Consider the following 25,543-nt stretch of genomic DNA (forward strand, 5'->3'; position numbering starts at 1 on the left):
ACGCTGGGCGAGTCCCCGCACACGGCCTGTGAGCCAGCCCACAGCCGATCACCCGTTTGGCCCATGCGGGGACGTGGCACACTGGCCCTGTACCAGAAGCAGCGCACTCCGGGGTCGGTGAAAGTCCGAACCGGCGGTTACAGTCCGCGACCCGGCCGCTTCCAGCGGCCGGTTGACCAGGTGAAATTCCTGGACCGACGGTTAAAGTCCGGATGGGAGGCAGTGCGCGGCGGGCGGGCATTCGTGCGCGCCGCCGTCTGTTGCGACGTGTCCTCAGTGACAGGTCTCATGCGGCGTCGGCCTCGGTGTCCTCGCCCGTACGTTCTGTCGCCTGTCGCGACAGTGCCCCGGAGTCCGTGCCCGAAGAGGCAGGAGGACCCGGTGGCCCCCACTTCCGCAGTGCCCGCCCGGCGAGCAGCCGTGCGCCCGCACGCGTCCTTCGCTCCTTCAGGAATCCCCGCCGGCCCTGAGGCGTTGCGCCTCACCGCCACCCTTGTCGGCCCCGCGGCCCCTGCAGCGAAGGAGCACTGAAGTGTTCACCGGAATCGTCGAAGAGCTGGGCGAGATCACTGCCGTCGAGGAACTCGGCGACGCCTCCCGCTTCAGGCTGCGCGGCCCCGTCGTCACGGAAGGGGCCCGGCACGGCGACTCCATCGCCGTCAACGGCGTCTGTCTGACGGTCGTGGAGCACGAGGGCGACGAGTTCACCGCCGACGTCATGGCGGAGACCCTCGACCGGTCGAGCCTCGGCGCCCTCGCGGTCGGCTCCCGGGTCAACCTGGAGCGCCCCACCGCCGTCGGCGCCCGCCTGGGCGGACACATCGTGCAGGGCCACGTCGACGGCACGGGCAGCATCGTCGAGCGCAAGCCGTCGGAGAACTGGGAGATCGTCAAGGTCTCGCTCCCGGCGCACCTCGCGCGCTACGTCGTCGAGAAGGGCTCCATCACCGTCGACGGAGTGAGCCTCACGGTCGTCGACGCGGGCCCCGACTACTTCACCATCAGCCTCATCCCCACCACCCTCGCCCTGACCACGCTCGGCCTCAAGCAGGCCGGCGACCCGGTCAACCTCGAGGTCGACGTCATCGCCAAGTACGTCGAGCGGCTGCTCGGCGACCGTGCCCAGGAGGCGACCAAGTGAGCCTGAACTGGCTGAACTCCGAGGCGTTCACGCTCTTCGGCCAGCACATCATGTGGTCCGACATGATCGGCAACACCGTCGGTCTGGTCGCCCTCGCGCTCGGCTGGCGCCGCTCGATCTGGACCTGGCCCGCGCAGCTCGTCTCCGGCCTCATCCTCCTCACGGCCTTCGCCACCGCCCACCTCTCGGGCAGCGCGGGCAAGCAGCTCGTGGTCATCGTCGTCGCCGCGTGGGGCTGGTGGCAGTGGAACCGCGGCAAGGGGCAGGCCCAGGACGGCTCCCTCGCCGTCCGGTTCGCCACCTGGCGCGAGCGCGGCTACCTGCTGGGCGCCGCCGCACTCGGCACCCTGGCGGTCGGCGGCCTGTTCACCGCATTCCCCACACTGTCGTGGGACCCCTGGCCGGACGCGTACATCTTCGTCGGCACGATCGTCGCCATGTACGCCCAGGCGCGCGGCATGGTCGAGTTCTGGTTCGCCTGGCTGCTCGTCGACCTGGTGGGCGTACCGCTGAACTTCGCCAACGGATTCGCCTTCTCCGGTTTCGTCTACGTGATCTACGGCGCGCTCGTCCTGTGGGGCATGCGTGACTGGTGGCTGCGGTCCCGCTCGGCCTCGCAGCCCGCCCTGGAAGGAGCACCGGCATGACCTCCCACCCGTCTCCCACCACCGCCCTCGACGAGGCGCTGCGCGCCGCCCCTTCAGGCGCCAGCGTCTGGTACAGCACCTCGCACGACGAGGACACCTCGGACCTGTCGCTCGACCCCGTCGAGCAGGCGATCCGCGACATCGCGAACGGCCGGCCCGTCGTGGTCGTCGACGACGAGGACCGCGAGAACGAGGGCGACCTCGTCATCGCGGCCGAGAAGGCCACCCCCGAGATCGTCGCCTTCATGATGAGCGAGTGCCGCGGCCTGATCTGCGCTCCCATGGAGAACGACGAGCTGGAGCGCCTCCAGCTGCCGCAGATGGTCGAGAACAACACCGAGTCGATGCGCACGGCCTTCACGGTCTCCGTCGACGCGGGCCCCGCGCACGGCGTGACCACCGGCATCTCCGCCGCCGACCGCGCCACCACGCTCCAGCTCCTGGCCGGCGGCACCGCCGAGGCCGGCGACTTCGTGCGGCCGGGCCACATCTTCCCGCTGCGCGCCAAGGACGGCGGCGTCCTGGCCAGGAACGGCCACACCGAGGCCGCCGTCGACCTCGCCCGGCTCGCGGGCCTGCGCCCCGCCGGCGCGATCGTCGAGATCGCGGGCGAGGACGGCACGATGCTGCGCCTGCCCGAGCTCATCCCGTTCGCCCGCAAGCACGGCCTGACGATCATCTCCATCGAGGACCTGATCGCCTACCGCCGCTCCTCGGAGCCGACGGTCCGCCGCGAGGCCGAGGTCAATCTGCCCACCGCCTTCGGCGACTTCACCGCGTACGGCTACCGCTCCACGGTCGACGGCGTCGAGCATGTCGCCCTCGTCCACGGCGAGATCGGCGACGGCGAGGACGTCCTCGTCCGGGTCCACTCCGAGTGCCTCACCGGCGATGTCTTCCACTCGCTGCGCTGCGACTGCGGCCCCCAGCTGGAGGAGTCCATGCGGCGCATCACCGAGGAGGGGCGCGGCATCGTCGTCTATCTGCGCGGCCACGAGGGGCGCGGCATCGGCCTGCTCTCCAAGCTGCGCGCCTACGAGCTTCAGGAGCGCGGCCGCGACACGCTGGACGCCAATCTGGAACTCGGCCTGCCTGCCGACTCGCGGGACTACGCGGCGGGCGCCCAGATCCTCGAGGACCTCGGCGTGCGCGGCCTGCGCCTGCTGACCAACAACCCCGACAAGACCGACGCGCTCGTGCGGCACGGCCTCAAGGTCGTCGTCCGCGAGTCCATGCCGGTCCAGGCGGGCGAGCACAACCTCCGTTACCTGCGCACCAAGCGGGACCGGATGGGCCACGACCTGCCCTGGCTGGACGCCCCCGCGTCCACGACCTGCGCGAACCAGTAGCCCGTACCCCTTTCAGACGACATACCGCACACCGAACACAGCACCACACAAGCACTGAGGAGCAACGTGAGTGGCAAGGGCGCACCCGAACTGTCCGTACGCAACTGCGGTGACCTGCGCGTCGCCGTCATCGCGGCGCAGTGGCACGAGAAGGTGATGGACGGCCTCGTGGACGGCGCCCTGCGCGCGCTGCACGAGCTGGGCATCGACGAGCCGACCCTCCTGCGGGTCCCGGGCAGCTTCGAGCTCCCCGTCGTCGCCAAGGTCCTCGCGGGCCGCGGCTACGACGCGATCGTCGCCCTCGGAGTCGTCATCCGCGGCGGCACACCGCACTTCGAGTACGTGTGCCAGGGCGTCACCATGGGGCTCACCCAGGTCACCATCGACACCGGCGTGCCCGTCGGCTTCGGCGTGCTGACCTGTGACACGGAGGAGCAGGCCCTCGACCGCGCCGGGATCGAGGGCTCGAACGAGGACAAGGGCCACGAGGCCGTCACCGCGGCGGTCGCCACGGCGGCCACACTGCGCTCGGTCAGCGAACCCTGGCGCTGAGTGGCCGGGCGCACCCCGTAGTCTTAGGGCCATCATGGCGAACAAAACCTTCGAAGAGCTCTTCGCCGAGCTTCAGCTCAAGGCCAAGAACGGCGACCCCGCGACGTCCCGCACCGCCGAACTGGTGGACAAGGGCGTCCATGCCATCGGCAAGAAGGTCGTCGAGGAGGCCGCCGAAGTCTGGATGGCCGCCGAGCACGAGGGCAAGGAGGCCGCTGCCGAGGAAATCTCGCAGCTGCTGTACCACGTCCAGGTGATGATGGTCGCCCGGGGCATCTCCCTCGACGACGTCTACGCCCACCTCTAGAGCCGGCGCCGGTTCACCGCCGCACGCGGCACGCCCCTCTTTCACGTCTCTCACGCAAAGGAATCCGACCTCATGCTGCGCATCGCCGTCCCCAACAAGGGTTCACTGTCCGGACCTGCGTCGGCGATGCTCCATGAGGCCGGATACCAGCAGCGCAAGGAGTCCAAGGAGCTCGTCCTCGTCGACCCGGACAACGAGGTGGAGTTCTTCTACCTCCGGCCCAAGGACATCGCGATCTACGTGTCGTCGGGCAAGCTCGACATCGGCATCACCGGCGAGGACCTGCTGATCGACTCCGGCGTCAACGCCGAGGTCATCCTGCCGCTCGGCTTCGCCCGCTCCACGTTCCGCTTCGCCGCCAAGCCGGGCACGGTCTCGGGTCTCGAGGACCTCGCGGGCAAGACGATCGCCACCTCCTACGAGGGCATCGTCGGCAAGCACCTCGCCGAGTCCGGCGTCGACGCGTCCGTCGTCCACCTCGACGGCGCCGTCGAGACAGCCATCGAGCTGGGTGTCGCCCAGGTCATCGCGGACGTCGTCGAGACCGGCACCTCCCTGCGCAATGCGGGCCTCGAGGTCTTCGGCGAGCCGATCATGAAATCCGAGGCCGTCGTGATCCGCCGCTCCGGCGCGGCCGGCGAAGAGCCCAAGGTCCAGCAGTTCCTGCGCCGTCTCCAGGGCGTCCTGGTCGCCAGGACGTACGTGATGATGGACTACGACTGCCGCGCCGAGCACCTGGAGCAGGCCGTGGCCCTCACCCCGGGCCTCGAGTCGCCCACCGTCTCGCCCCTGCACAACGAGGGCTGGGTCGCCGTCCGTGCGATGGTCCCCGCCAAGGACGCCCAGCGCATCATGGACGACCTGTACGAACTCGGCGCGCGGGCCATCCTGACCACGGCCATCCACGCCTGCCGCCTTTGAGGACCGCAGTCATGTCCGAAGTCCCCACGCTGCCCGTCACCTTCCGGCCGGCCCGCACCCGGGCCGTCCTGCTCGGCCTCGGCGGAGCGATGTTCGTCACTCTCACGGCCATCGCCCTCATGCTGGGCGGTCTCAACCCGGGCGACCGCCTCACCTTCGTCTTCACCGGGGCGCTCCTCGCCGGCGCGCTCGTCCTGCTCGCCCGGCCCAGGATCGTGGCGGACGACGAGGGCGTCACCGTCGTGAACATCGCCCGCAGCCGCCGCCTGGCCTGGGCGGAGATCGTCCAGGTCACCCTGCGGCCCGGCGACCCCTGGGTGTTCCTCAACCTCAGCGACGGCACGAGCCTGGCCGCCATGGGCATCCAGCCCGCCATGGCCAAGGAACGTGCCCTCACCGACGCGCGTGCCCTGCGCGCCCTCACCGAGGCCCGTTCTGTAGTTTCCGGGGGCTCCGGGCGATCCGGGGAACTTCAGGGCTGACTCAGGGCCGCACGCCCTGACGCTTCCGCCCCTGTCTTGATTAATCTGTTGGCGGGGCGCGCGCACATCGCCGCCCCGCCCCCGAAGACGGGTCCGCCAGGGCCCCGGGGGTTTCCTGCTACCCGAGGAGTGACTCCCTCCGGCGATGGACGGTTCGTCCTGCAGTACATGCGCCGCCCCCTCCCGACATAGCGCGACCGAATTGCGCGTTGTGTGCGCGGAGGCGGCGGCATGACCATCCCCTTGTTGCTCCTCGGAGCGGCATTCCTGCTGATTTTGGCCAACGGCTTCTTCGTGGCGGCCGAGTTCGGCCTCGTCACGGTGGAGCGCGCCGACGCCGAGAAGGCAGCCGCCGACGGCGACCGACGGGCCCGTACCGTCGTGAACGCCCTCAAGGAGCTGTCCTTCCAGCTCTCCGGCACCCAGCTCGGCATCACCATCACCTCGCTGGTCGTCGGCATGCTCGCCGAACCGGCGCTCGCGAAGCTGCTCGCGGGGCCCTTCACCGCCGCCGGCGTCCCGGAAGGCGCCGTCGGAGGCGTCTCCGTCGTCATCGGCATGCTGCTGGCCTCCGCTCTGCAGATGGTGATCGGTGAGCTGGTGCCGAAGAACTGGGCGGTGTCCAAGCCGCTCCAGGTCGCACGGTTCGTCGCGGGCCCCCAGCACGCGTTCTCGCGCCTCTTCCGGCCCGTGATCGCCCTGCTCAACGCCGTGGCCAACCGCGCCGTACGCGCCCTGGGCGTCGAGCCCGCCGACGAGCTGGCCTCGGCCCGCACCCCCGGCGAGCTCGTCTCCCTGGCCCGGCACTCCGCACAGGCGGGCACCCTGGAGCAGGACACGGCGGACCTGTTCGTCCGCACCCTGTCCCTGGGAGAGCTCACCGCCCAGCACGTCATGACGCCGCGCGTGAAGGTCAGCGCGCTCCAGTCCTCGGCGACCGCCGAGGACGTCGTCAACCTCACGCGCGCCACGGGCCTCTCCCGCTTTCCGGTCTACCGCGAGCGGATCGACGAGATCGTCGGCATGGTGCACCTCAAGGACGCCCTCGCGGTGCCCGCCCACGACCGGCTGCGCACCCCCGTGAGCCGCATCGCCCAGGCCCCGCTGCTCGTCCCGGAGACGCTGCCCGTGCAGCCCCTCCTGGAGCGCCTGCGCAGCGAGCAGCCCATAGCCGTCGTCGTCGACGAGTACGGCGGCACGGCCGGGGTCGTCACCCTGGAGGACATCGTCGAGGAGCTCGTCGGCGAGGTCCGCGACGAGCACGACCGCCTCGACCTGCCCGAACTCGCGGTCGCCCCGTCCGAGGACGGCCGTCCCGCGTGGGACGCCGACGGCAGCTGCCGGGTCGACATCCTGCGCCGCATAGGACTCGACGTACCGGAAGGCCCGTACGAGACCGTCGCCGGTCTCGTCGCCGATCTGCTCGGCCGGATCCCCGCGCCCGGCGACCGGGCCGAGCTGCCCGGCTGGCGGCTCGCGGTGCGTCAGGTCGACCACTACCGCGCGGAGCGCGTCCGGATCGTACGGACCGCGGACGCCGCCCAGCCGGCGGAGGCCGCCCGATGAGCGCGCTCCAACTGTTCTTCGCCCTGCTCCTCGTACTGGCCAATGGTTTCTTCGTCGGCGCCGAGTTCGCCCTCGTCTCCGTGCGCCGCAGCCAGATCGAGCCCATCGACAACAAGCGGGCCCGCCAGGTCCTGTACGGCCTGGAGCACCTGCCGCAGATGATGGCGGCGGCCCAGTTCGGCATCACCGTCTGCTCGTTGACGCTCGGCGCGGTCGCCGAGCCGACGGTCGCCCATCTGCTGGAGCCGCTCTTCGAGGCGATGCACCTGCCCGAGGGAATGATCCACCCCCTCGGCTACGCCATCGCACTCGCCGCCGTCGTCAGCCTCCACCTCGTCATCGGCGAGATGATCCCGAAGAACCTCGCGATGGCGGCGCCGGAGAAGACCGCGCTGTGGTTCAGCCCCGGCCTCGTCGCCTTCGCCCGGCTGTGCCGGCCGGTCACCGTCGCCCTCGGCGCCTGTGCCCGGCTCGTGCTCAAGCTGTTCGGGGTCGAGCCGCGGGACGAGGTCGAGGCGGTCTTCACCAGCGTGCAGCTCGGCCGGCTCGTCGAGGACTCCGGACAGGCGGGGCTGCTCGAACCCGAGGCGCAGGAACGCCTGGAGGACGCCCTGGAGCTGGGCTCGCGCCCGGTCACCGACGTCCTGCTCGACCGGTCGTCCCTCGTCACGGTCGGCCCCTCCGTCACCCCGGGCCAGGTCATCGAGCTGACGGGCCGTACGGGATACTCCCGCTTCCCGGTCTGCGCGGAGGGGGGCGCCTTCATGGGCTATCTGCATGTGAAGGACGTCCTCGACCTGATCGACTCGGCGGACCACGACCGCGCGGTGCCGCAGCAGATCTGGCGTCCCATGACGACGCTGCGCGCCGAACTCCCGCTCGACGACGCCCTGACGGTGATGCGCCGCGCCGCGACGCACCTCGCGCAGGTCGCCGACGCCTCGGGCCGGGTCCTCGGCCTGGTGGCCCTGGAGGACGTCCTGGAGATGCTCGTCGGCGAGGTCCGTGACCCCGCGCACCGGGACGCTCCGGCGCCCGGGGCCAGGGTCGCGGAGCCGCGGGCCGAGGCGCCGGAGGAGGCGCTGGCCGGCTGACAGGCGCACATGGCGAAGGGGCGGGTCCCGTATCGGGCCCGCCCCTTCGTCATGTCACATCGCGGACGGATCCTGGGGCCCGCGCCCCGAGAGGACCTCGCCGTACGCCTGCATCAGATCGGGCAGCCGCAGTGTCGACAGGTCGTCCCGCGTCGGCGTCGTCGTGTAGCCCGTCAGCCGCAGGTCCCGGTAGGCGCACGACTTCTCGTACAGCGTCCGCAGGAAGCGGCCGTTGCCGAGCTCGTCGATCCAGCCCTGGTCGACGACGTGCCCGCTGATGGAGCGCAGCTCGTCGAGGGCCTCCTCGTCCCACACGTCACCGTTCTCCGCGGCGAGCACCTCGCCGATCGCGGTGAGTTCGAGGGGCCGGTACGAGGGGAAGTCGACCCGTGTCGTGAAGCGCGAGGACAGTCCGGGGTTCGCCGCGAGGAGGCGGTCCATGCCCTCCGGGTAGCCCGCGAGGATCACCACCAAGTGGTCCCGGTTGTCCTCGGCGCGCTTCAGGAGCACCTGGAGCGCCTCGTCGCCGTACGCGTCTCCCTTGCCATAGCCCGAGTTCGACAGGGCGTACGCCTCGTCGACGAAAAGGACGCCGCCGATGGCCGAGTCGATCAGTTCGTTCGCCTTCACGGCCGTCTGGCCCAGATACTCGCCGACCAGGTCGGCGCGCTGGGCCTCCACGAGATGGTCGCCGCCGAGCAGCCCGAGCGCGTAGAAGACGCGGCCCAGGATGCGGGCCACGGTGGTCTTGCCGGTGCCGGAGGGGCCCGAGAAGACGAAGTGCCGTTTCGGCGGCTGCACGGGCAGGCCCTGCCCGGTCCGCAGGCGCGCCATGTTCAGCTGCGCCGACAGCGCCTTCACCTGGCGTTTCACGGGTTCCAGGCCGACCATCCGCTCCAGCTCGGCGAGTGCCTCCTCGAGGAGCGCGGGGTCGGCGGGCCCGGTGGGCAGCTGCGGCGTGATCGGTACGACGGCCTTCTCGCGGACCGCGTCGGTCTCGGCGGGCACCGCGCCGGGCGGCGGCAGATCGGGCTCGCTCACCTTCAGGTCCCGGCCGTCGCCCTCGTACAGCGGGTCCATCGACTCGGAGCCGTCCAGCATGTCCTGGCCGAGGCCGGTCATGGTGAGGGGACTGAGGTCGGTGCCGTCGCCGAAGTCGCCGTAGCCGTCGCCCTCGGCGATGGCCGCGAGGCGGGCCGAGGTGTCCATGAAGGCGGGGTCCACGCGGTGCACGGCCCGGTACAGGGGGAGCGCGGCGGCGGAGCGGCCGGTGCCCTCGTGCGCGCGGGCCAGCCAGTAGCGCAGCTCCTTGCGCTGGGGCTGCTCGCTCCGGCAGCGCATCAGCGCCGCGGACAGCAGCGGCTCGGCCTGCCCGTACATCTCCAGGCGCACCCGGGCCATCCCGCCGAAGAGGCCGGCCTCGATGCCGAGGAGCCCGTCGTCGAGCAGCGGATCGGTGTGCCGGACCAGCTGCTCCCAGTCCTTGACGAGGTAGGCACGGCAGGCGTGCAGGAACCGCACTTGCGGATCGGCGTCCACGCGCGGCAGCGTCGCCAGCGCCCCGTCCAGGTCCGGGACATGGCGCCCGTCGAGCCAGTGCGACGCGTGCGCGAGGAGCAGATCGCGCGGCCGCTCCAGGACGGGCTGCACCCACCAGCCCAGCCAGTACCAGGAGTTGAGGGTGCGCCGGTGCCGGGTGCGCTGCTCGCCGAACCGGTCGCGGTGCCGGAACATGCGCAGCAGAGCCGTCGTCGTGTCGATGCGTAACGCGTGCAGCCCCAGCCAGCCGTCGGCCATGCCGGGATCCATCCGGACCGCGGCCCGGAACTCCTCCTCGGCCTGCGGATAGGCGCCCATGGTGTAGGCGTCCACGCCACGCACCCAGGCGAGGTCGGCCGGGCCGGGCGAGCCCTGTGTGCCGAAGTCCATCACGTCCCCCACAAACCGTGCCCCCGTGGTGCGCCGCCGGGCCGGTGCCCGCCGGCTCCTGCGCCGAACCGATGTGCTGTGGACGGGAGTTGTCACGGTGCGGGCCGCGAGCCGTCCGTAGGCCGCACCGAAAGGCATCGTACCTGCGCAGGAGTCGTCGGCCGAGGGCGCCGCAGGGCCGGATCCAAGGCGGACGGCGCAGGTGGGGGCGGAGCCGGACGGTGACCGAGGGTGAACGAAACGGGGCTCACCGCACCCCTGAAAGCGTGAACTGGGCAGAACGAAGCCCCCGATCACGGGGGAACAACCGGGGGCTTCGCGTCTGCGGGCGACCCCGTAAGGCCGCACATTCAGAACGTAAGTCCTGTACGGCCCCTCGGTCAAGCCGAGTTGAGGCACTCGCCGAAACTGGCGGAAGGCGTCTCAGGAGCGTTCAGCGCGCTGCCGACGGGCCCTCACGGTGAGTGACGGAAGGCGTCGGAAGTCCGGTCCCGGGAGGCATCTCACGTGCCTCGTAGCCCTGGGGACACTCTCGTACCAATGTCTGAGCGAAGGGGCGCGAGGGGTCGTCGGCGAAGTGCGCGCGCTCCGCACGGATCCAGCCGTCCCAGAACTCCCTCTGCGCCGGTCCGTCCCGCCGCCGCCCTCGTTCCCAGGACACCTCCTCGGGCGTGTCCATCCACAACAGCCCCGCGAGGAAAGGCCGCACGGCCCGCCGGCCCGCGCCCACGCCCTCCATCAGGACCACCGGCGCGGGCGCCAGGGCGCGCGGGGTGCCGAAGCTGCGGGCGTTCCAGTCGTACGGCTCGTACCGGGCGCTCTCGCCGCGGGAGAGCGGATCGATGACCTGCTCGCGCAGCCGCGCCGTCCAGTCGAAGAGGGCGTCGTGGCTGGCGAGATCGTCGAGGTGCAGGACGGGCGCCTGCCCGAGCGCCTCGGCGAGCCGGGCGGCGAACGTCGACTTGCCGGAGCCCGCGTGGCCGTCGACGGCGACCAGCCGGACCGGGCCGCAGGAGGGCGGCAGGGCCCGCAGGGTCGCGGCGAGCCGGGGGAGCGGGAGGCGCTGGAAGGTCATCGCCCGCAAGGGTACGGGAGGTGCCCGGCCGGTTCCCCGCGCGCCGCCGCAGGTCATGCCAGTGGTACAGGCCAATATTGGTAGCGATGACAGGCCCGGAAACGCTGGTGGAAGTCAGCGGGTACCGGCCATAGTTGGCGCACTGTCGTGCACCTCACCCGCCCCTTTACGGATATCTCGTCGACTGGGGGAGCCCCGCCCATGACCCGACCCGAACCTCTGTCCCGCAGAACCCTGCTCGCCGCCGCCGCGGCCACCGCGGGCGCAGCGGCGCTCGCCACGACGGCGGGCACCGCCGTCGCCGGCACCGGCGCCCCGGCGCGCGCTCACGTGGCCCCGCGCCTTGTGGACAACCACGCCTGGACCTCGTACTCGGACTGGCGCTCCGGAACGGAGGCCGGCACCCGCGCGGTAGCCGGGGCTCGCCCCGGGCTCACGCTCGCGACCCCCGAGGGCCGCACCGATTACACGGACCCGCACACAGGCAAGACCGCCACCTGGGAGTACGGCCGGTGGACCTCCCCGGCGCACCGCCTGTCGGTGCCCGCCACGGAGGTCATCGCCTCCTGGAACGCGCGGACACCGGCCGGTACCTGGATCCAGATCGAGCTCCAGGGCACTTACTCCGACGGCGCGGAGACGCCCTGGTACGTGATGGGCCGCTGGGCCGCCGGCGACCAGGACATCCGGCGGACCTCCGTCGACGACCAGACGGACGGCAAGTCCAGTATCTGGACGGACACCTTCTCCATCGACGACGCGGCCTCGGGCCTGCGCCTCGTCTCGTACCGCCTGCGGCTGACCCTGTACCGCGCTCCGGGCTCCAAGGCCTCGCCCCTCGTGTGGCGGCTCGGGGCCATGGGCTCCGACGTGCCCGACCGCTTCTCGGTCCCGGCCTCGACGCCGGGGCTCGCCAAGGAGCTGGACGTTCCGCGCTTCTCGCAGAACGTCCACGCGGGCCAGTACCCCGAGTACGACAACGGCGGCGAGGCCTGGTGCAGCCCCACGTCCTCGCAGATGATCATCGAGTACTGGGGCCGCAAGCCCTCCGCGGACGACCTGTCCTGGGTCAACCCGGACTACGCGGACCCGGAGGTCTGCCACGCGGCCCGCTTCACGTACGACTACCAGTACGAGGGCTGCGGCAACTGGCCCTTCAACGCGGCCTACGCGGCGACGTACAAGGATCTCCAGGGAGTCGTCACGCGGCTCGGTTCGCTCGGTGATCTGGAGACCCTGATCGCGGCGGGGATCCCGGCCATAACGTCGCAGTCGTTCCTCAAGGAGGAGCTGACAGGCGCGGGTTACGGGACGTCCGGACACCTCATGACGGTGATCGGTTTCACCGCGGACGGCGACGTGATCGCCAACGACCCGGCGTCGCCGAGCGACACGGCCGTGCGCCGCGTCTACAAGCGGGCGGAGTGGGAGAAGATCTGGCTCCGTACCAAGAGGTACAACGCCACCGGCAAGGTCGTGTCCGGCACCGGCGGCGTCTGCTACCTGTACTTCCCGGCCCACCCGACCCCGAAGCAGCGCAGCGCGCTCGAGGCGGTCGGCGTCCGCTGAGGAACCTGCCGCGGCCCCTCCCCGCGCGAGGGAGGGGCCGCGGCAGGCGTCGGGCCTGGCACTGCCCCGGTGTCACCGATGTGAGACGGGCGATGCCACGGCGTAGTTGTGCGTGACCAAGCTCTCGTCCACAACCGGCCGAGGCGGTGGCATGGTGGACGGGTCAGTGGGGGGATGCCACTGCCGGACGACCTCAGCGAGATGCCATGACCGCGACCACCGCCACGAACCGCGCCGCCCGGACCCGCACCGGCGGCCCCAAGGACAACGGCCCCAAGATCCTGGAGCACGTCCTCGGCTGGACCTTCGTCGTGGTCCTCGCCATGTTCGTCACGCAGGCCGGACTGATGTGACCCGGCTCTCCCCGGCGCGCGTGAGGCCCTGACGCGACGCGCGAAGGGGCGGGGGACGCCGCGCATCCCCCGCCCCGAGTGCCGTACCCGAGCGGCTAGTTGATCGCCTTGATCAGCTCACCGTTCGTCGTGTCACCGCTGAGCTCCCAGAGGAACGTGCCCCCGAGGCCCTGCTGGTTCTTGTAGTCCATCTTCCCGGCGATGGTGGCCGGGGTGTCGTAGCTCCACCAGTTGTTGCCGCAGTACGCGTACGCGGTGCCGCCGACCGTGCCCGTCGCCGGGCACTTCGACTTGAGCTCCTTGTAGTCGTCGATGCCCTGCTCGTACTTGCCGGCCGCCGGGCCCGTCGCCGTGCCGCCGGGCGCCGCCTGCGTGACGCCGGTCCAGCCGCGCCCGTAGAAGCCGATGCCGAGCAGCAGCTTCGACGCCGGGACGCCGAGGCCCTTGAGCTTGGTGATGGTGGCGTCGGTGTTGTAGCCCGCCTTCGGGATGCCGCTGTACGAGGTCAGGGGCGAGTGCGGGGCGGTCGGCCCCTGCGCGTCCCAGGCCCCGAAGTAGTCGTACGTCATCGGGTTGTACCAGTCGACGTACTGGGCGGCGCCGGCGTAGTCGGTGGCGTCGATCTTGCCGCCGTCGGAGGCGTCGGCCGGGATCGCGGACGTGACCAGCGCGCTGGGGCCGAACTTCGAACGCAGCGCGCTCATCAGGTTCTTGTAGGCGTCGCGCCCGCTCGTGTCGCAGGACAGGCCGCAGGCGTTCGGGTACTCCCAGTCGATGTCGATGCCGTCGAAGACATCGGCCCACTTGGAGTTCTCGACCAGGTCGTAGCAGGACTGGGCGAAGGCGGCCGGGTCCTTGGCCGCGTCGGTGAACCCGCCCGACCAGGTCCAACCGCCGAAGGACCAGAGGATCTTGAGGTTCGGGTGCAGCTTCTTCAGCTTGAGCAGCTGGTTGAAGTTGCCGCGCAGCGGCTGGTCCCAGGTGTCGGCGACGCCGTCCACCGCCTGGTCGGCGGTGTACGCCTTGTCGGTCGCGGCGTAGGAGTCGCCCATCGCGCACTTACCGCCGGTGACGTTGCCGAAGGCGTAGTTGATGTGCGTGAGCTTGTCGGCCGAGCCCGACGTCTCGATGTTCTTGACGTGGTAGTTCCGGTCGTAGACACCCCATTCGGTGAAGTAGCCGACGACCTTCGAACCGGCCGCGGCTTGCTGGGGGCCGGCGTCGTTCAGCGCTGCGGCGGTGCCCGCGGAGGCGAGCAGTCCGGCGCCGAGGACGGCGCAACACGCGGCGGACAGGAGCGCCCGGAAGGAGGCGCGGGGACGGTGCGGTCTGAGCATCGTGTCTCCTCGTGGGGGAGGGGAGCGTGGGGGGATTTGCTGTGGACCTCGGGGGCGTCGTCACGCGATCCGTGTCACGAGTCTTTGGCATGAACGCGTTAAGACGTTGCAGGGAACCTTAGGAGGACTAGACCAGTGGGGTCAATGGTGCGGACCAATGTGCTCGGCTTCCGGTGCGGGCTCCGGAAGCCGCCGGTGAGGGTTCGGCGCAGGCCGCGGCCGCCTCGTCGGCGTCTTTTCGGTATCTTTAAAGTAAGCGGTCGTTAACTGGTGACTGGCCGCCGTCGAACGGGCATACTCAACGGGCCGCAGCCGCTGGTCAGCGCTCGTCCGAGACCCGGAAGGGTGCCCTCGGCGGCGGCTCGAACACGGCGCCGCCGCACACCCCGCGCGCGACCGCCGCAGTGCCCGACAGGGAGGAGAGCGTCGATATGCCCGACCGCGCCCCGCAGCCGGTGGACCGTCAACTGCCCACGGACGAGGCCCGGGATCTGTTCTCGCTCGTACGTGAGCTCGTGCAGCGCGAGATCGCCCCGAGTGCGGCCGAGGAGGAGGACGCCGGACGCTTCCCGCGCGAGACGTTCTCACTGCTCTCCGAGTCGGGCCTGCTCGGCCTCCCCTACGACTCCGGCTTCGGCGGCGGTGACCAGCCGTACGAGGTCTATCTCCAGGTTCTCGAGGAGCTCGCCGCCGCTCGGCTCACGGTCGGCCTCGGCGTCAGTGTCCACTCGCTGGCCTGCCACGCACTGGCCAATTTCGGCAACAAGGAGCAGCGGGCGGAGCATCTGCCCGCCATGCTCGGTGGCGGCCTCCTCGGCGCGTACTGCCTGTCCGAGCCGTCGTCGGGATCGGACGCCGCGTCCCTGCGGACCAAGGCCGTCCGCGAAGGCGACGACTGGGTGATCACCGGCACCAAGGCATGGATCACGCACGGCGGCATCGCCGACTTCTACACCGTCCTGGCGCGCTCCGGCGGCGAGGGTGCGCGTGGCATCAGCGCGTTCCTGGTCCCGGGCGACGCGGAGGGGCTGAGCGCGGCGGCGCCCGAGAAGAAGATGGGGATGAAGGGCTCGCCCACGGCGCAGGTTCACTTCGACGGGGTGCGCGTGAGCGACGCGCGCCGGATCGGCGACGAGGGCCAGGGCTTCGCGATCGCGCTCTCCGCCCTCGATTCCGGGCGGCTCGGCATCGCGGCCTGCGCGATCGGCGTGGCCCAGGCGGCCCTCGACGAGGCCCTCGCGTACGCCACGGGGCGTGAGCAGTTCGGGCGGCCCATCGCCGACTTCCAGGGCCTGCGCTTCATGCTCGCCGACATGGCCACGCAGATCGAGGCCGGCCGCGCGCTCTATCTGACGGCGGCCCGCCTGCGTGACGCGGGCCGGCCCTTCTCCAAGCAGGCCGCCATGGCCAAGCTGATGTGCACGGACACGGCGATGAAGGTCACCACGGACGCCGTCCAGGTGCTCGGCGGGTACGGCTACACGGCCGACTTCCCGGCCGAGCGCTATATGCGCGAGGCCAAGGTGCTCCAGATCGTGGAGGGCACCAATCAGATCCAGCGCATGGTCATCGCCCGGCACCTCGCCGGTCCTGAAACCCGCTGAACTGCCCGGCTCCGACAGGGGACGCCGTCAGCCGGGCCCACTCCGGATCGTGGCGTCCCGGCAGGGTCTTGCCGCGGTCGGCCCAGTGGCTGACCAGGGCGCGGTAGATCGGCGGGTCCGGGGGCGCCGGGCGCTCCGGGGGCGGCGGCTGGGGAACCGATTCTGCGGTGGTGGGGACCAGGAGGCGGCGGCGACGGCCGGTGGCGCTCTGCGTAAGGGGCATGCCCGGGCCAACGCGCCCGCGCCGGGCAGGTCACCGTCCGGGACATGGGGGCGTGAGTTCTAGGGCCTTTCGTTTGGGTCGGGCTGGATCAGGGTCGGCCCCGCGCCCGGCCTGATCCGGCCATTGCCGTGTCCGGGTCGGCGCACGCATCTGGCTCCGGCGGCTCAGCTGACGTACCGTCAACTCCGCCGCCGCCGGGGGCCGCACCCCTCCGGGCGACGTCAACCGCCGTACGCCCAGGGAGGAAACGCGTGGCAGACGACCGCCCCGTCGCACTCGACGAATACCCGGTCCATCAGGTGCCGCTGTCCATGAAGCACGTCGCGACCGGTGACCGCAACGCCTACGACCGGTGCATCTTCCATCTCGTCGACCCCACCGGGGAGTTCCTGCTCATCCTCGGCCTCGGTGTCTACCCGAACCTCGGCGTCATCGACGCGTACGCGACCCTGCGCGTCGGCGACACCCTCCACGCGGTCCGAGCCTCCGACGCCCTGCGCGAGGACGCCCGCATGGAACTCGCCGTCGGCCCGCTCCGGATCCACGTCGAACGCCCCTTGAAGGACTTCGTCCTGAGCTGCGCGGCCGATCCGGACGACCCCGGCGGACTCTCGTACGAGATCAACTGGTCGGCGGCCTTCCCGGCCCTCTGGGAGCCCCACCACACCCAGCGCCGCGGCGGCCGCCTCACCCTTGAGGGCAGGCGCTTCGTGCAGGCCGGGCGCTGTGACGGCCGGCTCCGCGTCGGCGGGCGCGAGGTGTCCCTAGACGGCTGGACCGGCACCCGCGACCGCAGTTGGGGCGTGCGCCCGGTCCCCGGCGAGGAGGGCGGCCGGCTCGCCGAGGAGAACAGGACCGAGGGCTTCCACTGGATCTGGTCACCGGTCCGCTTCGACGACCGCTTCCTGATGGTGATCGTCCAGGAGGACGCGGACGGCTACCGCACCCTCAACGACGCCACCCTCGTCCGCGACGGCCACCCGGACCTCCAACTCGGCTGGCCCCAGGCCGACATCACCTACCGGAGCGGCACCCGCCACCCCGAGAGCGCCGTCGTCCACCTCACCGACCCGCTGTCCCGCAAGCCCGTGGAACTCGGCGTCGAGATCCTCGCCTCGTCCCCGCTGGCCGTCGGCGCCGGATACCCGCCGGCGGACGACTGGCAGCACGGCACCTGGCGCGGCCGCGACTGGACCGACCGCCGCAGCTACGACCTCTCCGACCCCGCAGCCCACCCGCTGGCCGCCTACGGCGTCATCGACCACGCGGCGCGCTTCACCCTGGACGGACAGGTCGGCCACGGCATCTTCGAGCACGGAAGCTTCGGCAGGCACGACGCGAGCGGCTTCACCGGCTACGACTCCGTGGCGCCCTGAAAGGAGCCTGCGATGGCGACAGCACCCAGACCGCGCACCAGCACCCGCGACCCGGAGGAGGTGTCCCGAAGGCTCACGTCCTGGCTGGCCGCCCGGCTGCCGGGCGCCGAAGCGGTGAACGTGACCGTCCCCGAGTCCAACGGCATGTCCAGCGAGACCCTGCTGTTCGACATCGAACACCCCGAACCCCCGGTCCGCGCCTGCGCGTTGAGGCTCGCCGCCGACCCGTCCGCGTACACGATCTTCCCGGACTACGACATGCCGCGGCAGTACCGCACGATGCGGCTCGCCGCCGATCGGACGGGGCTGCCGGTGCCGCGCGTGCTGTGGCTGGAGGAGGATCCCCGGCCGCTGGGCGCTCCGTTCTTCGTGATGGAGCGCGTCGCGGGCCGTGTACCGCCGGACGTCATGCCCTACACATATGAGGGCAACTGGCTGCACGCCGCGACGGACGCCGAGCGCGCACGGCTCCAGGACGCGACCGTGCGGCTCATCGCCCGGCTGCACGACGGAGTCCCGGCGTCCGAGGCCGAGTTCCTCGCCGCACCCGGAAAGGGCAGCGCACTGCGCCGCCACGTCGAGGCCCAACGCGCCTACTACGCCTGGGTGGTGGACGGACTGCCGCCGTCACCGCTCATCGAGAGCGCCTTCGACCGGCTCGCCGAACTCTGGCCCGCCGACGAGGGCGAACCCGTCCTCAACTGGGGCGATGCCCGCATCGGGAACATCATCTACGACGGCTTCGAACCGGCCGCCGTGCTCGACTGGGAGATGGCGGCCCTGGCCCCGCGCGAGGTCGACCTCGGCTGGACCGTGTACCTGCACCGCTTCTTCCAGGACCTGACCGAGAGCTTCGGGCAGGCCGGCCTGCCCGGCTTCCTGCGCCGCGAGGACATCGAGCGCCGCTACGCCCAACTCACCGGCCACGCACCGCGCGACATGGACTTCCACACCCTGTACGCCGCCCTGCGCCACGCCATCGTGATGCTGCGCGTCGCCTACCGGCAGGCGTACTTCAAAGAGGTGGCCGTGCCGGACGATCCGGACACACTGATCCTGCACCACGCCAGTCTGCGGGCCATGGTGCAGGGCAGTTACTGGAGCTGAGGCGTCGTCAGGCGGCTGCGGGCCGCGCCTGCTCGGGGACGCGCAGCGGGCGCGAACCCGGGCCGCCCACGTGCGAGAAGGGCTGCATCCGCCAGTCAAGGCCCTGAGGGAGCGTCAACAGGAGGGCGGTGTCCTGCTCCTGAGCCTTCGTCGAGTCGTCGGCGGGCCGGGCGTCGGCCGCCGGGCGGCCCGTGCCGGCGCAGACCGTGAGGCCGAACGGGTTCCACGGCGAGGCGCACAGCGCGTGCTCGGGCAACTGGTCCTCGTCGGCGAGCAGCGCGATCGGCTGCGCGCAGTCCGGGCAGAACACCCGGTACATCTCGAAGGTGTCGTACTCGTCGAACGCGTCGATGCCGGTGTCCGCCGGTTCGACACCCTCCGGCTCGGGCTCGATCGCCGGCTGCTGCCGACTGCGGGCAGGACGACCGGGACGCTTCACATTCTGCATGGGACTCTCCCCCTCGGGTGGGCCGACAAGGCGCTGCGGCCTCGACCACAGCAAGCACTTCCCGTCCCGTCGTGGGGGTAATCGTGGCACGCGTCTGGACACGGTTCGACAGGTGTGGTCTTCGTCACATGCCGATTGCGGACGCCCGGCGGCAGGTAGGCGTATCCGCCCCCATGGCCCGCTCGGGTATCCCCGGGGATCAAGGGCCCTGTAGGTTCTGCGCCATGGAGGAGCTCGACCGACAGATCGTGCAGCTGCTCGTCAAGGACGGGCGGATGAGCTACACCGACCTGGGCAAGGCCACAGGCCTGTCCACGTCCGCGGTGCACCAGCGCGTGCGCCGACTCGAACAGCGCGGGGTCATCCGCGGCTATGCCGCGGTCGTCGACCCCGAGGCGGTCGGCCTGTCGCTCACCGCCTTCATCTCGGTGAAACCGTTCGACCCCAGCGCCCCCGACGACATCGCGGAACGCCTCGCGGGCGTCCCGGAGATCGAGGCGTGCCACAGCGTCGCCGGCGACGAGAACTACATCCTCAAGGTCCGCGTGGAGACCCCGCACGACCTGGAGAACCTGCTGGCCCGGGTGCGCTCCCTGGCCGGCGTCTCCACCCGCACGACCGTGGTCCTCTCCACGCCGTACGAGGCACGGCCGCCCCGCGTCTGACCGACGCGGGTCCGGCCGCTGCGGGCCCCCGGGTGCGGCCCGGGGGCACGAACGCGGGAAACTGTCCCCATGAGTACGACCCCCACGCCGCCCGCACCGGCCGAGTCCCGCACCTTCCTTCTGCGCGGTGGCGACGTCCACAGCCCCGCCGACCCCTTCGCCACGGCCATGGTCGTCGAGCGGGGGCACGTCGCCTGGGTCGGCTCCGAAGGCGCGGCAGACGCGTTCGCCGAGGGGGTCGACGAGGTCGTCGACCTCGAAGGCGCCCTCGTCACTCCCGCGTTCACCGACGCCCACGTCCACACCACGTCGACGGGGCTCGCCCTGACCGGCCTCGATCTCAGTGCGGCCCGCACCCGGGGCGAGGCGCTCGCCCTCGTCCGCGCCCACGCGGCCGCCCGCCCCACGGACCGGATCCTCCTCGGCCACGGCTGGGACGCCGCCCGCTGGCCCGACGGCGCGCCCCTCACCCGCGCCGAGCTCGACGAGGCCACCGGCGGCCGCCCGCTCTACCTCTCGCGCATCGACGTCCACTCGGCCGCTGTCACCACGGCCCTGCTCGACCTCGTCCCCGGCATCGCGGACCGCCCCGGATTCACCCCCGACGGACCCCTCACCCGCGACGCCCACCACGCCGTCCGCGCCGCCGCCCACGCCGCCGTCACCCCGCAGCAGCGCACGGAGGCCCAGCGCGCGGCCCTGCGGCACGCGGCCTCCCTGGGGATCGGGTCCGTGCACGAGTGCGGCGGCCCCGACATCTCGTCCGAGGACGACTTCACCGGCCTGCTGCGGCTGGCCGCCGAGGAGTCCGGCCCCCGGGTCGTCGGCTACTGGGCCGACCGGGACATCGACCGGGCCCGCGCGCTGGGCGCCGTCGGCGCCGCCGGTGACCTGTTCGTGGACGGCTCCCTCGGCTCGCACACGGCCTGCCTGCACGAGCCGTACGCAGACGCGGCCGCCGGGCACACCGGCACCTCCTACCTGGACGCCCACGCCGTCGCCGCCCACGTCGTCGCCTGCACCGAGGCGGGGCTCCAGGCGGGCTTCCACGCCATCGGGGACGCCGCGGTGACCGCCGTGGCGGACGGCGTGCGCGCCGCCGCCGAGAAGGTCGGCCTCGCCCGTGTCAGGGCCGCGCGGCACCGTGTCGAGCACGCCGAGATGCTGTCGCCGGAAACCATCGCCTCCTTCGCCGAGTTCGGCCTCACCGCTTCCGTGCAGCCCGCGTTCGACGCCCTGTGGGGCGGCGAGGACGGCATGTACGCGGACCGCCTCGGCGCTGAACGGGCCCGCGCCCTCAACCCGTTCGCCGCGCTCCTGCGCGCCGGGGTCCCGCTGGCCTTCGGCTCCGACAGCCCCGTCACCCCGCTCGACCCGTGGGGCACGGTCCGCGCCGCGGCCTTCCACCGCACGCCCGAGCACCGGGTGTCCGTGCGGGCCGCGTTCACCGCGCACACCCGCGGAGGCTGGCGCGCCGTGGGCCGGGACGACGCGGGAATCCTGGTCCCGGGCGCCCCGGCGGACTACGCCGTGTGGCGCACCGAGGAGCTCGTCGTCCAGGCGCCGGACGACCGTGTCGCGCGCTGGTCGACCGACCCGCGCTCCGGGACGCCCGGTCTCCCCGATCTCACGCCGGGGGCCCAACTGCCGCTCTGCCTGCGCACGGTGGTCGGCGGGCGGACCGTGTACGTAGGGCCGGACGAGTGATGTAGGCACGCGCAGTACCGCCGACAGCGGTCCGCCGCACGCTCGCGCGACCTGCGGGTCCTCGGCGCTGACCAGGTGGTTTCCTCAATCACCGCAGATCAAACGGGTGTTGACAGCTGGGCGCGGTCGCCGGGTAGGTTCGGCCGGGTCCACCACTGGACGTCCGACCGGGGAACCTCCGCGCAGTCGATGAACGCCGCTGGGTCATGGGGCGGTGTGCCGCACCAGCACACCGCCACTGGGAGCCAGGCCCAGCACCCGCGCCATGGGGCGCTGGAACGTTCCGGCCGGATGGGGGTCCCTCCCTGCTCCGCGGGAGCACGGGGGAAGGTGCGACCCGGGTGGGGCCCGGACGCTCAGTAGACAACGGCTCTCGGTAGACCCGCAGCCAGCGGTCCCAGGCCGGCCCGAAGGGCACCGGGCCCCGATCCCGCAGTCCCGCGCAGGGCGCCTTACCAGCGCCGACAGGCACCCTCGCTATGGTGGTCCCCTCGTACAGGAGTCTTAAGGGGAAGCTGTGAAAGACGGCGGTGGGCGGCAGTTCGGCCCTCTCGGTACGGCGCTGGTGATCATCCCGACCTACAACGAGGCGGAGAACATCAAGTCGATCGTCGGCCGGGTGCGCGCGTCCGTGCCCGAGGCGCATGTCCTCGTCGCCGACGACAACAGCCCCGACGGCACGGGAAAGCTCGCCGACGAGCTCGCCTCGGGCGACGAGCAGGTGCGGGTCCTGCACCGGCAGGGCAAGGAAGGCCTCGGCGCGGCCTATCTCGCGGGCTTCCGCTGGGGCCTCGAGAACGGCTACGGCGTCCTGGTCGAGATGGATGCCGACGGCTCCCACCAGCCCGAGGAGCTGCCCCGGCTGCTGACCGCGCTGAAGGGCTCCGACCTCGTGCTCGGCTCGCGCTGGGTGCCGGGCGGACGGGTCGTCAACTGGCCCAGGTCGCGCGAGTTCCTCTCCCGGGGCGGCAGCACGTACTCGCGGCTGCTGCTCGACGTGCCGATCCGGGACGTCACCGGCGGCTTCCGCGCCTTCCGCCGCGAGACCCTCGAAGGCCTCGGGCTCGGCGAGGTCTCCTCGCAGGGCTACTGCTTCCAGGTCGACCTCGCGCGCCGGGCGGTCAAGGCCGGCTATCACGTCGTCGAGGTGCCCATCACGTTCGTGGAGCGCGAGCTCGGCGACTCCAAGATGAGCCGTGACATCGTCGTCGAGGCGCTGTGGCGGGTCACCGCTTGGGGCGTGGGGGAGCGCATGGGCCGTGTGATCGGCCGCAAGTAGGCCTGAGCCGCAGCCTCCGTCGATCTTGATCTCCCGCTTACGCCACTCGGGCCGGGGCCCAGGCACACTGGGGGCATGACCACTGGCACACCGCCCCCTTCGCGCCCCGCCACGCCCCGGCGTTCCCGGGTCCGTACGTTCCTGCCGCTCGGTATCGCCGCGTGGCTGGTCCTGGAGATCTGGCTGCTGACCGTGGTGGCGGGCGCGGCCGGCGGGTTCACCGTCTTCCTGCTGCTGCTCGCCGGGATCGTGTCCGGCGCCGTCGTCATCAAGCGCGCCGGGCGCCGGGCCTTCAAGAATCTGAGCGAGACGCTGCAACAGCAGCAGGGCGGCGCGGTCCCGGCAGGCGGGCAGCGCTCCGGGGGCAACGGTCTGCTGATGCTGGCGGGCCTGCTCCTGATGATCCCCGGCCTGATCTCGGACGCCCTGGGTCTCGTCCTGCTCGTGCCGCCCGTCCGTACGGCCCTGAGCCGCTACACGGAGCGGACCATCGAGCGGAAGATGCAGTCGGCCACCCCCGGGACCTTCGGCGACGCGTTCCAGCAGGCGCGGATGCACCGGCCGGACGGCACGGTCATCCAGGGCGAGGTGATCAAGGACGATGAGCGGCCCGCACAGCGCCCCGACGCGGGTCCGCGCCCCCCGATCGCTCCCTGAGCCCGGGCGGGGCTCAGAAGCTCACTGAGCCCCGCCCGGCGCCGGACATGCGAAAAGCCGTGGGCCGGACACACAAGATGTGTGTCCGGCCCACGGCTCTGTTCAGTCGCGCTCCCGCTGCTCCCGAGGGATCAGGCGGACTTGCGGCTGTCGCGCGGATGCACCGCGATGTTCATGGCGCCCGATCGGAGAACGGCGAGCCGCTCCTCGAGGACCTCTTCGAGCTCCTCGCGAGTGCGCCGCTCCATCAGCATGTCCCAATGTGTACGCGCGGGCTTGGCCTTCTTCTCCTCAGGGCCGTCACCGTCGACTAGGAGTGCCTGGGCCCCGCAGACCTTGCACTCCCACTCCGACGGAATTTCGGCCTCCACCGAGAAGGGCATCTCAAAGCGATGTCCCTTCTCGCATGCGTACTCCACGGCCTGGCGCGGGGCCAGGTCGATGCCGCGGTCCGTCTCGTAGCTGGTCACTACCAGGCGTGTACCGCGAAGAGCTCGCTCACTCATGAATCGTGCCTCCCGGGCTTGTCGCCCACAGGACAGGTGTCGCTGTCGTCGTCATCCGGTCAACGTCCGGTCGGCGGTAAAGATTCCCGGTTCCGGGTCATGCGTCGCCGTCGTAGCCGCCCCTTGTTGTACCCACCGGCGCCCGGTTTGTCACATCTGCCAGCAGATGTCACCCAGCGGTTTGCGATATTGACGTGCAGTAACGGTACGCCTGGCAGGCCAAACGCGTACACTACCGGCCTTTGGCCCCAGGTGCTAAATCCGGGTGGGTACGGGATTTCCCGCGTCGCGCACCGCCTGCCTCACCGGAACCCGGGCAAGCAGTGCAAAGCCGATCATGAAGAACGCCACCAGGGACACGATCGCGTCCCTATAACTGCCGGTCAGCTGGTACGCGAGGCCGAAAACGAGCGGTCCGAGCCAGCTCATTCCCCGGTCGCTCATCTCGTACGCGGAGTAGTACTCGGCCTCCTTGCCGGCCGGCACCAGATGCGAAAACAGGGAACGGGACAGCGCCTGCGTCCCGCCGAGGACGAGCCCGATGCCGGCCGCCAGCGCGAAAAACCACACCGGCGCCCCCGACGGCAGGAAGTAACCGGCCCCGATCGTGACCGTCCAGGCGATCAGCGAGCCGAGAATCGTGTTCTTCGCGCCGTACGTGCGGGCGAGGCGCCCCATCGCGAGCGCCCCCGCCACGGCCAGGACCTGGACCAGCAGCACCGCCACGATCAGCGTCGACTGGTCGAGGCCGAGCTCCTCCGAGCCGTACACGGACGCCTGCGAGATCACCGTCTGGATGCCGTCGTTGTAGACCAGATAGGCGAGCAGGAAGGACAGCGTCAGCGGGCGGCGGCGCATGTCGCGCACGGTCGAGGCCAGCTGACGCCAGCCGGGCACGGCGGATGCCTCGCCGTCGACGGGTGCCGTGCGCCGGTCCCGCAGGCGCCGCAGCGGTACGAGCGTGAACGCGCCCCACCACACGCCCGCCGAGGCCAGGCAGATCCGTACCGCCGTCGACTCGGAGACACCGAAGGAGTCGTGGCCGGAGTACAGGACGAGATTCGCCACGAGGACGAGCGCCCCGGACGCGTAGCCGAACGCCCAGCCGCGCGAGGAGACCGCGTCGCGTTCCTCAGGGGGCGCGATCTGCGGCAGATAGGAGTTGTAGAGCACCATCGACATCGCGAGCGAGGCGTTGGCGACGACCAGCAGGAACCCGCCCAGCAGATAGCGGTCCCCGTCCAGGAAGAACATCCCGGCGGTCGCCGCCGCCCCGAGATAGGCCGAGATCGCGAGCAGCGGCTTCTTGCGTCCCGTACGGTCGGCGGCCGCGCCCGCGAGCGGCATCACCAGGATCGAGACGATCACCGAGGCGGAGACGGTGTACGCGAAGAAGGCGCCGGCCCGGACCGGAATCCCCAGGGGGTGCACGAAGCCGTCCGCGTCCGCCGCCGACTTGGCGACCGCCGTCAGATACGGCCCCAGGAACACCGTGAGGACGCTCGTCGAGTAGACCGAGCACGCCCAGTCGTAGAAGTACCAGCCGCGCTGCTCCCGGCGCCGCTGCGCCGCGTCGTCGCCCGCTGTCTGCGCCCGCACGGTGTCGCTGCCCACCCGCGCCCCCTCGCTGTCCCCGTGTCCGGACGCCG

At 71.4% G+C, this 25,543-nt stretch carries 24 protein-coding genes and 1 riboswitch; of the genes, 18 read left to right on the plus strand and 6 right to left on the minus strand.

Going from position 1 to position 25,543, the window contains the following annotated elements; all coding sequences use genetic code 11:
* Positions 1-99 precede the first annotated feature (99 nt).
* Positions 100-230, plus strand: a riboswitch (FMN riboswitch).
* Positions 231-532: 302 nt separating this feature from the next.
* The 9 genes from ACWIGU_RS36150 (at position 533) to ACWIGU_RS36190 (ending at position 8,059) form a co-directional block, all read left to right on the plus strand.
* Positions 533-1,141, plus strand: coding sequence for a riboflavin synthase (locus ACWIGU_RS36150; protein WP_100597450.1), 609 nt, complete (start codon positions 533-535; stop codon positions 1,139-1,141).
* A gap of 2 nt (positions 1,142-1,143) precedes the next feature.
* Positions 1,144-1,788 (plus strand): nicotinamide mononucleotide transporter family protein, encoded by a 645-nt coding sequence (locus ACWIGU_RS36155; RefSeq protein ID WP_326778742.1) that lies wholly within the window; start codon positions 1,144-1,146, stop codon positions 1,786-1,788.
* Entirely contained in the window at positions 1,785-3,137 is a 1,353-nt protein-coding gene (locus ACWIGU_RS36160) for a bifunctional 3,4-dihydroxy-2-butanone-4-phosphate synthase/GTP cyclohydrolase II (protein WP_454405890.1), read from the plus strand. The genes ACWIGU_RS36155 and ACWIGU_RS36160 overlap by 4 nt, the downstream gene beginning before the upstream one ends.
* A 66-nt stretch (positions 3,138-3,203) precedes the next feature.
* Positions 3,204-3,689 carry a 6,7-dimethyl-8-ribityllumazine synthase gene (ribH, locus tag ACWIGU_RS36165; RefSeq protein WP_100597452.1) on the plus strand — a complete coding sequence of 162 codons (486 nt, stop codon included), beginning with the start codon at positions 3,204-3,206 and terminating at the stop codon, positions 3,687-3,689.
* 34 nt (positions 3,690-3,723) lie between these two features.
* Positions 3,724-3,996: a phosphoribosyl-ATP diphosphatase gene (locus ACWIGU_RS36170; protein ID WP_100597453.1), complete on the plus strand. Its 273-nt coding sequence runs from the start codon at positions 3,724-3,726 to the stop codon at positions 3,994-3,996.
* Between the two features lie 72 nt (positions 3,997-4,068).
* Positions 4,069-4,917: an ATP phosphoribosyltransferase gene (hisG, locus tag ACWIGU_RS36175; RefSeq protein ID WP_454405891.1), complete on the plus strand. Its 849-nt coding sequence runs from the start codon at positions 4,069-4,071 to the stop codon at positions 4,915-4,917.
* Positions 4,918-4,928: 11 nt separating this feature from the next.
* On the plus strand, positions 4,929-5,399 hold the full coding sequence (locus tag ACWIGU_RS36180; RefSeq protein WP_454405893.1) for a PH domain-containing protein: 471 nt from the start codon (positions 4,929-4,931) through the stop codon (positions 5,397-5,399).
* A gap of 231 nt (positions 5,400-5,630) precedes the next feature.
* On the plus strand, positions 5,631-6,965 hold the full coding sequence (locus tag ACWIGU_RS36185) for a hemolysin family protein (protein ID WP_454405894.1): 1,335 nt from the start codon (positions 5,631-5,633) through the stop codon (positions 6,963-6,965).
* Positions 6,962-8,059, plus strand: a complete 1,098-nt coding sequence (locus ACWIGU_RS36190) for a hemolysin family protein (protein WP_454405895.1) — start codon at positions 6,962-6,964, stop codon at positions 8,057-8,059. The genes ACWIGU_RS36185 and ACWIGU_RS36190 overlap by 4 nt, the downstream gene beginning before the upstream one ends.
* A 54-nt stretch (positions 8,060-8,113) precedes the next feature.
* Here the strand turns inward: ACWIGU_RS36190 and ACWIGU_RS36195 are convergent, their stop codons facing one another.
* Entirely contained in the window at positions 8,114-9,988 is a 1,875-nt protein-coding gene (locus ACWIGU_RS36195) for an AAA family ATPase (protein ID WP_454405896.1), read from the minus strand.
* 433 nt (positions 9,989-10,421) lie between these two features.
* Complete coding sequence (locus tag ACWIGU_RS36200) at positions 10,422-11,063, minus strand: uridine kinase family protein (RefSeq protein WP_454405897.1); 642 nt, start codon at positions 11,061-11,063, stop codon at positions 10,422-10,424.
* A gap of 201 nt (positions 11,064-11,264) precedes the next feature.
* Between ACWIGU_RS36200 and ACWIGU_RS36205 the strand changes: the two genes are divergently transcribed.
* Both ACWIGU_RS36205 and ACWIGU_RS36210 read left to right on the plus strand, forming a co-directional pair.
* Positions 11,265-12,632 (plus strand): peptidase C39 family protein, encoded by a 1,368-nt coding sequence (locus ACWIGU_RS36205; RefSeq protein ID WP_454405898.1) that lies wholly within the window; start codon positions 11,265-11,267, stop codon positions 12,630-12,632.
* Positions 12,633-12,838: 206 nt separating this feature from the next.
* Positions 12,839-12,985 (plus strand): SCO1431 family membrane protein, encoded by a 147-nt coding sequence (locus tag ACWIGU_RS36210; RefSeq protein WP_107489218.1) that lies wholly within the window; start codon positions 12,839-12,841, stop codon positions 12,983-12,985.
* 95 nt (positions 12,986-13,080) lie between these two features.
* Here the strand turns inward: ACWIGU_RS36210 and ACWIGU_RS36215 are convergent, their stop codons facing one another.
* The gene (locus ACWIGU_RS36215) at positions 13,081-14,322 is read right to left on the minus strand and encodes a glycoside hydrolase family 18 protein (RefSeq protein WP_454405899.1); all 1,242 of its coding nucleotides are present in this window, start codon (positions 14,320-14,322) and stop codon (positions 13,081-13,083) included.
* Positions 14,323-14,753: 431 nt separating this feature from the next.
* Here ACWIGU_RS36215 and ACWIGU_RS36220 point away from each other — a divergent pair, with 431 nt between their 5' ends.
* The 3 genes from ACWIGU_RS36220 to ACWIGU_RS36230 all read left to right on the plus strand — a co-directional run bounded on the left by ACWIGU_RS36220 (position 14,754) and on the right by ACWIGU_RS36230 (position 18,632).
* Entirely contained in the window at positions 14,754-15,926 is a 1,173-nt protein-coding gene (locus tag ACWIGU_RS36220; protein WP_454405901.1) for an acyl-CoA dehydrogenase family protein, read from the plus strand.
* Between the two features lie 474 nt (positions 15,927-16,400).
* Positions 16,401-17,525, plus strand: coding sequence for a hypothetical protein (locus ACWIGU_RS36225; RefSeq protein WP_454405902.1), 1,125 nt, complete (start codon positions 16,401-16,403; stop codon positions 17,523-17,525).
* Between the two features lie 12 nt (positions 17,526-17,537).
* On the plus strand, positions 17,538-18,632 hold the full coding sequence (locus tag ACWIGU_RS36230; RefSeq protein ID WP_454405903.1) for a phosphotransferase family protein: 1,095 nt from the start codon (positions 17,538-17,540) through the stop codon (positions 18,630-18,632).
* 7 nt (positions 18,633-18,639) lie between these two features.
* On the opposite strand, the gene ACWIGU_RS36235 is transcribed toward ACWIGU_RS36230, so the two are convergent.
* Positions 18,640-19,080 carry a hypothetical protein gene (locus ACWIGU_RS36235; protein WP_454405904.1) on the minus strand — a complete coding sequence of 147 codons (441 nt, stop codon included), beginning with the start codon at positions 19,078-19,080 and terminating at the stop codon, positions 18,640-18,642.
* A gap of 224 nt (positions 19,081-19,304) precedes the next feature.
* Here ACWIGU_RS36235 and ACWIGU_RS36240 point away from each other — a divergent pair, with 224 nt between their 5' ends.
* The 4 genes from ACWIGU_RS36240 (at position 19,305) to fxsA (ending at position 23,388) form a co-directional block, all read left to right on the plus strand.
* Complete coding sequence (locus ACWIGU_RS36240; RefSeq protein WP_100597468.1) at positions 19,305-19,745, plus strand: Lrp/AsnC family transcriptional regulator; 441 nt, start codon at positions 19,305-19,307, stop codon at positions 19,743-19,745.
* 69 nt (positions 19,746-19,814) lie between these two features.
* Complete coding sequence (locus ACWIGU_RS36245) at positions 19,815-21,452, plus strand: amidohydrolase (RefSeq protein ID WP_454405906.1); 1,638 nt, start codon at positions 19,815-19,817, stop codon at positions 21,450-21,452.
* Positions 21,453-21,969: 517 nt separating this feature from the next.
* Positions 21,970-22,731: a polyprenol monophosphomannose synthase gene (locus ACWIGU_RS36250; protein WP_454405907.1), complete on the plus strand. Its 762-nt coding sequence runs from the start codon at positions 21,970-21,972 to the stop codon at positions 22,729-22,731.
* 75 nt (positions 22,732-22,806) lie between these two features.
* Entirely contained in the window at positions 22,807-23,388 is a 582-nt protein-coding gene (fxsA, locus tag ACWIGU_RS36255) for an FxsA family membrane protein (protein ID WP_454405908.1), read from the plus strand.
* 131 nt (positions 23,389-23,519) lie between these two features.
* Here fxsA and ACWIGU_RS36260 read toward each other — a convergent pair whose 3' ends face one another.
* Together ACWIGU_RS36260 and ACWIGU_RS36265 are read right to left on the minus strand one after the other, a co-directional pair.
* A complete protein-coding gene (locus ACWIGU_RS36260; RefSeq protein WP_164314920.1) occupies positions 23,520-23,894 on the minus strand; it encodes an RNA polymerase-binding protein RbpA in 375 nt (124 codons plus the stop codon).
* Positions 23,895-24,149: 255 nt separating this feature from the next.
* Positions 24,150-25,508 (minus strand): MFS transporter, encoded by a 1,359-nt coding sequence (locus tag ACWIGU_RS36265; RefSeq protein WP_454405909.1) that lies wholly within the window; start codon positions 25,506-25,508, stop codon positions 24,150-24,152.
* Between the last annotated feature and the right edge of the window lie 35 nt (positions 25,509-25,543).

This window comes from Streptomyces sp. NPDC055400 (assembly GCF_053644375.1).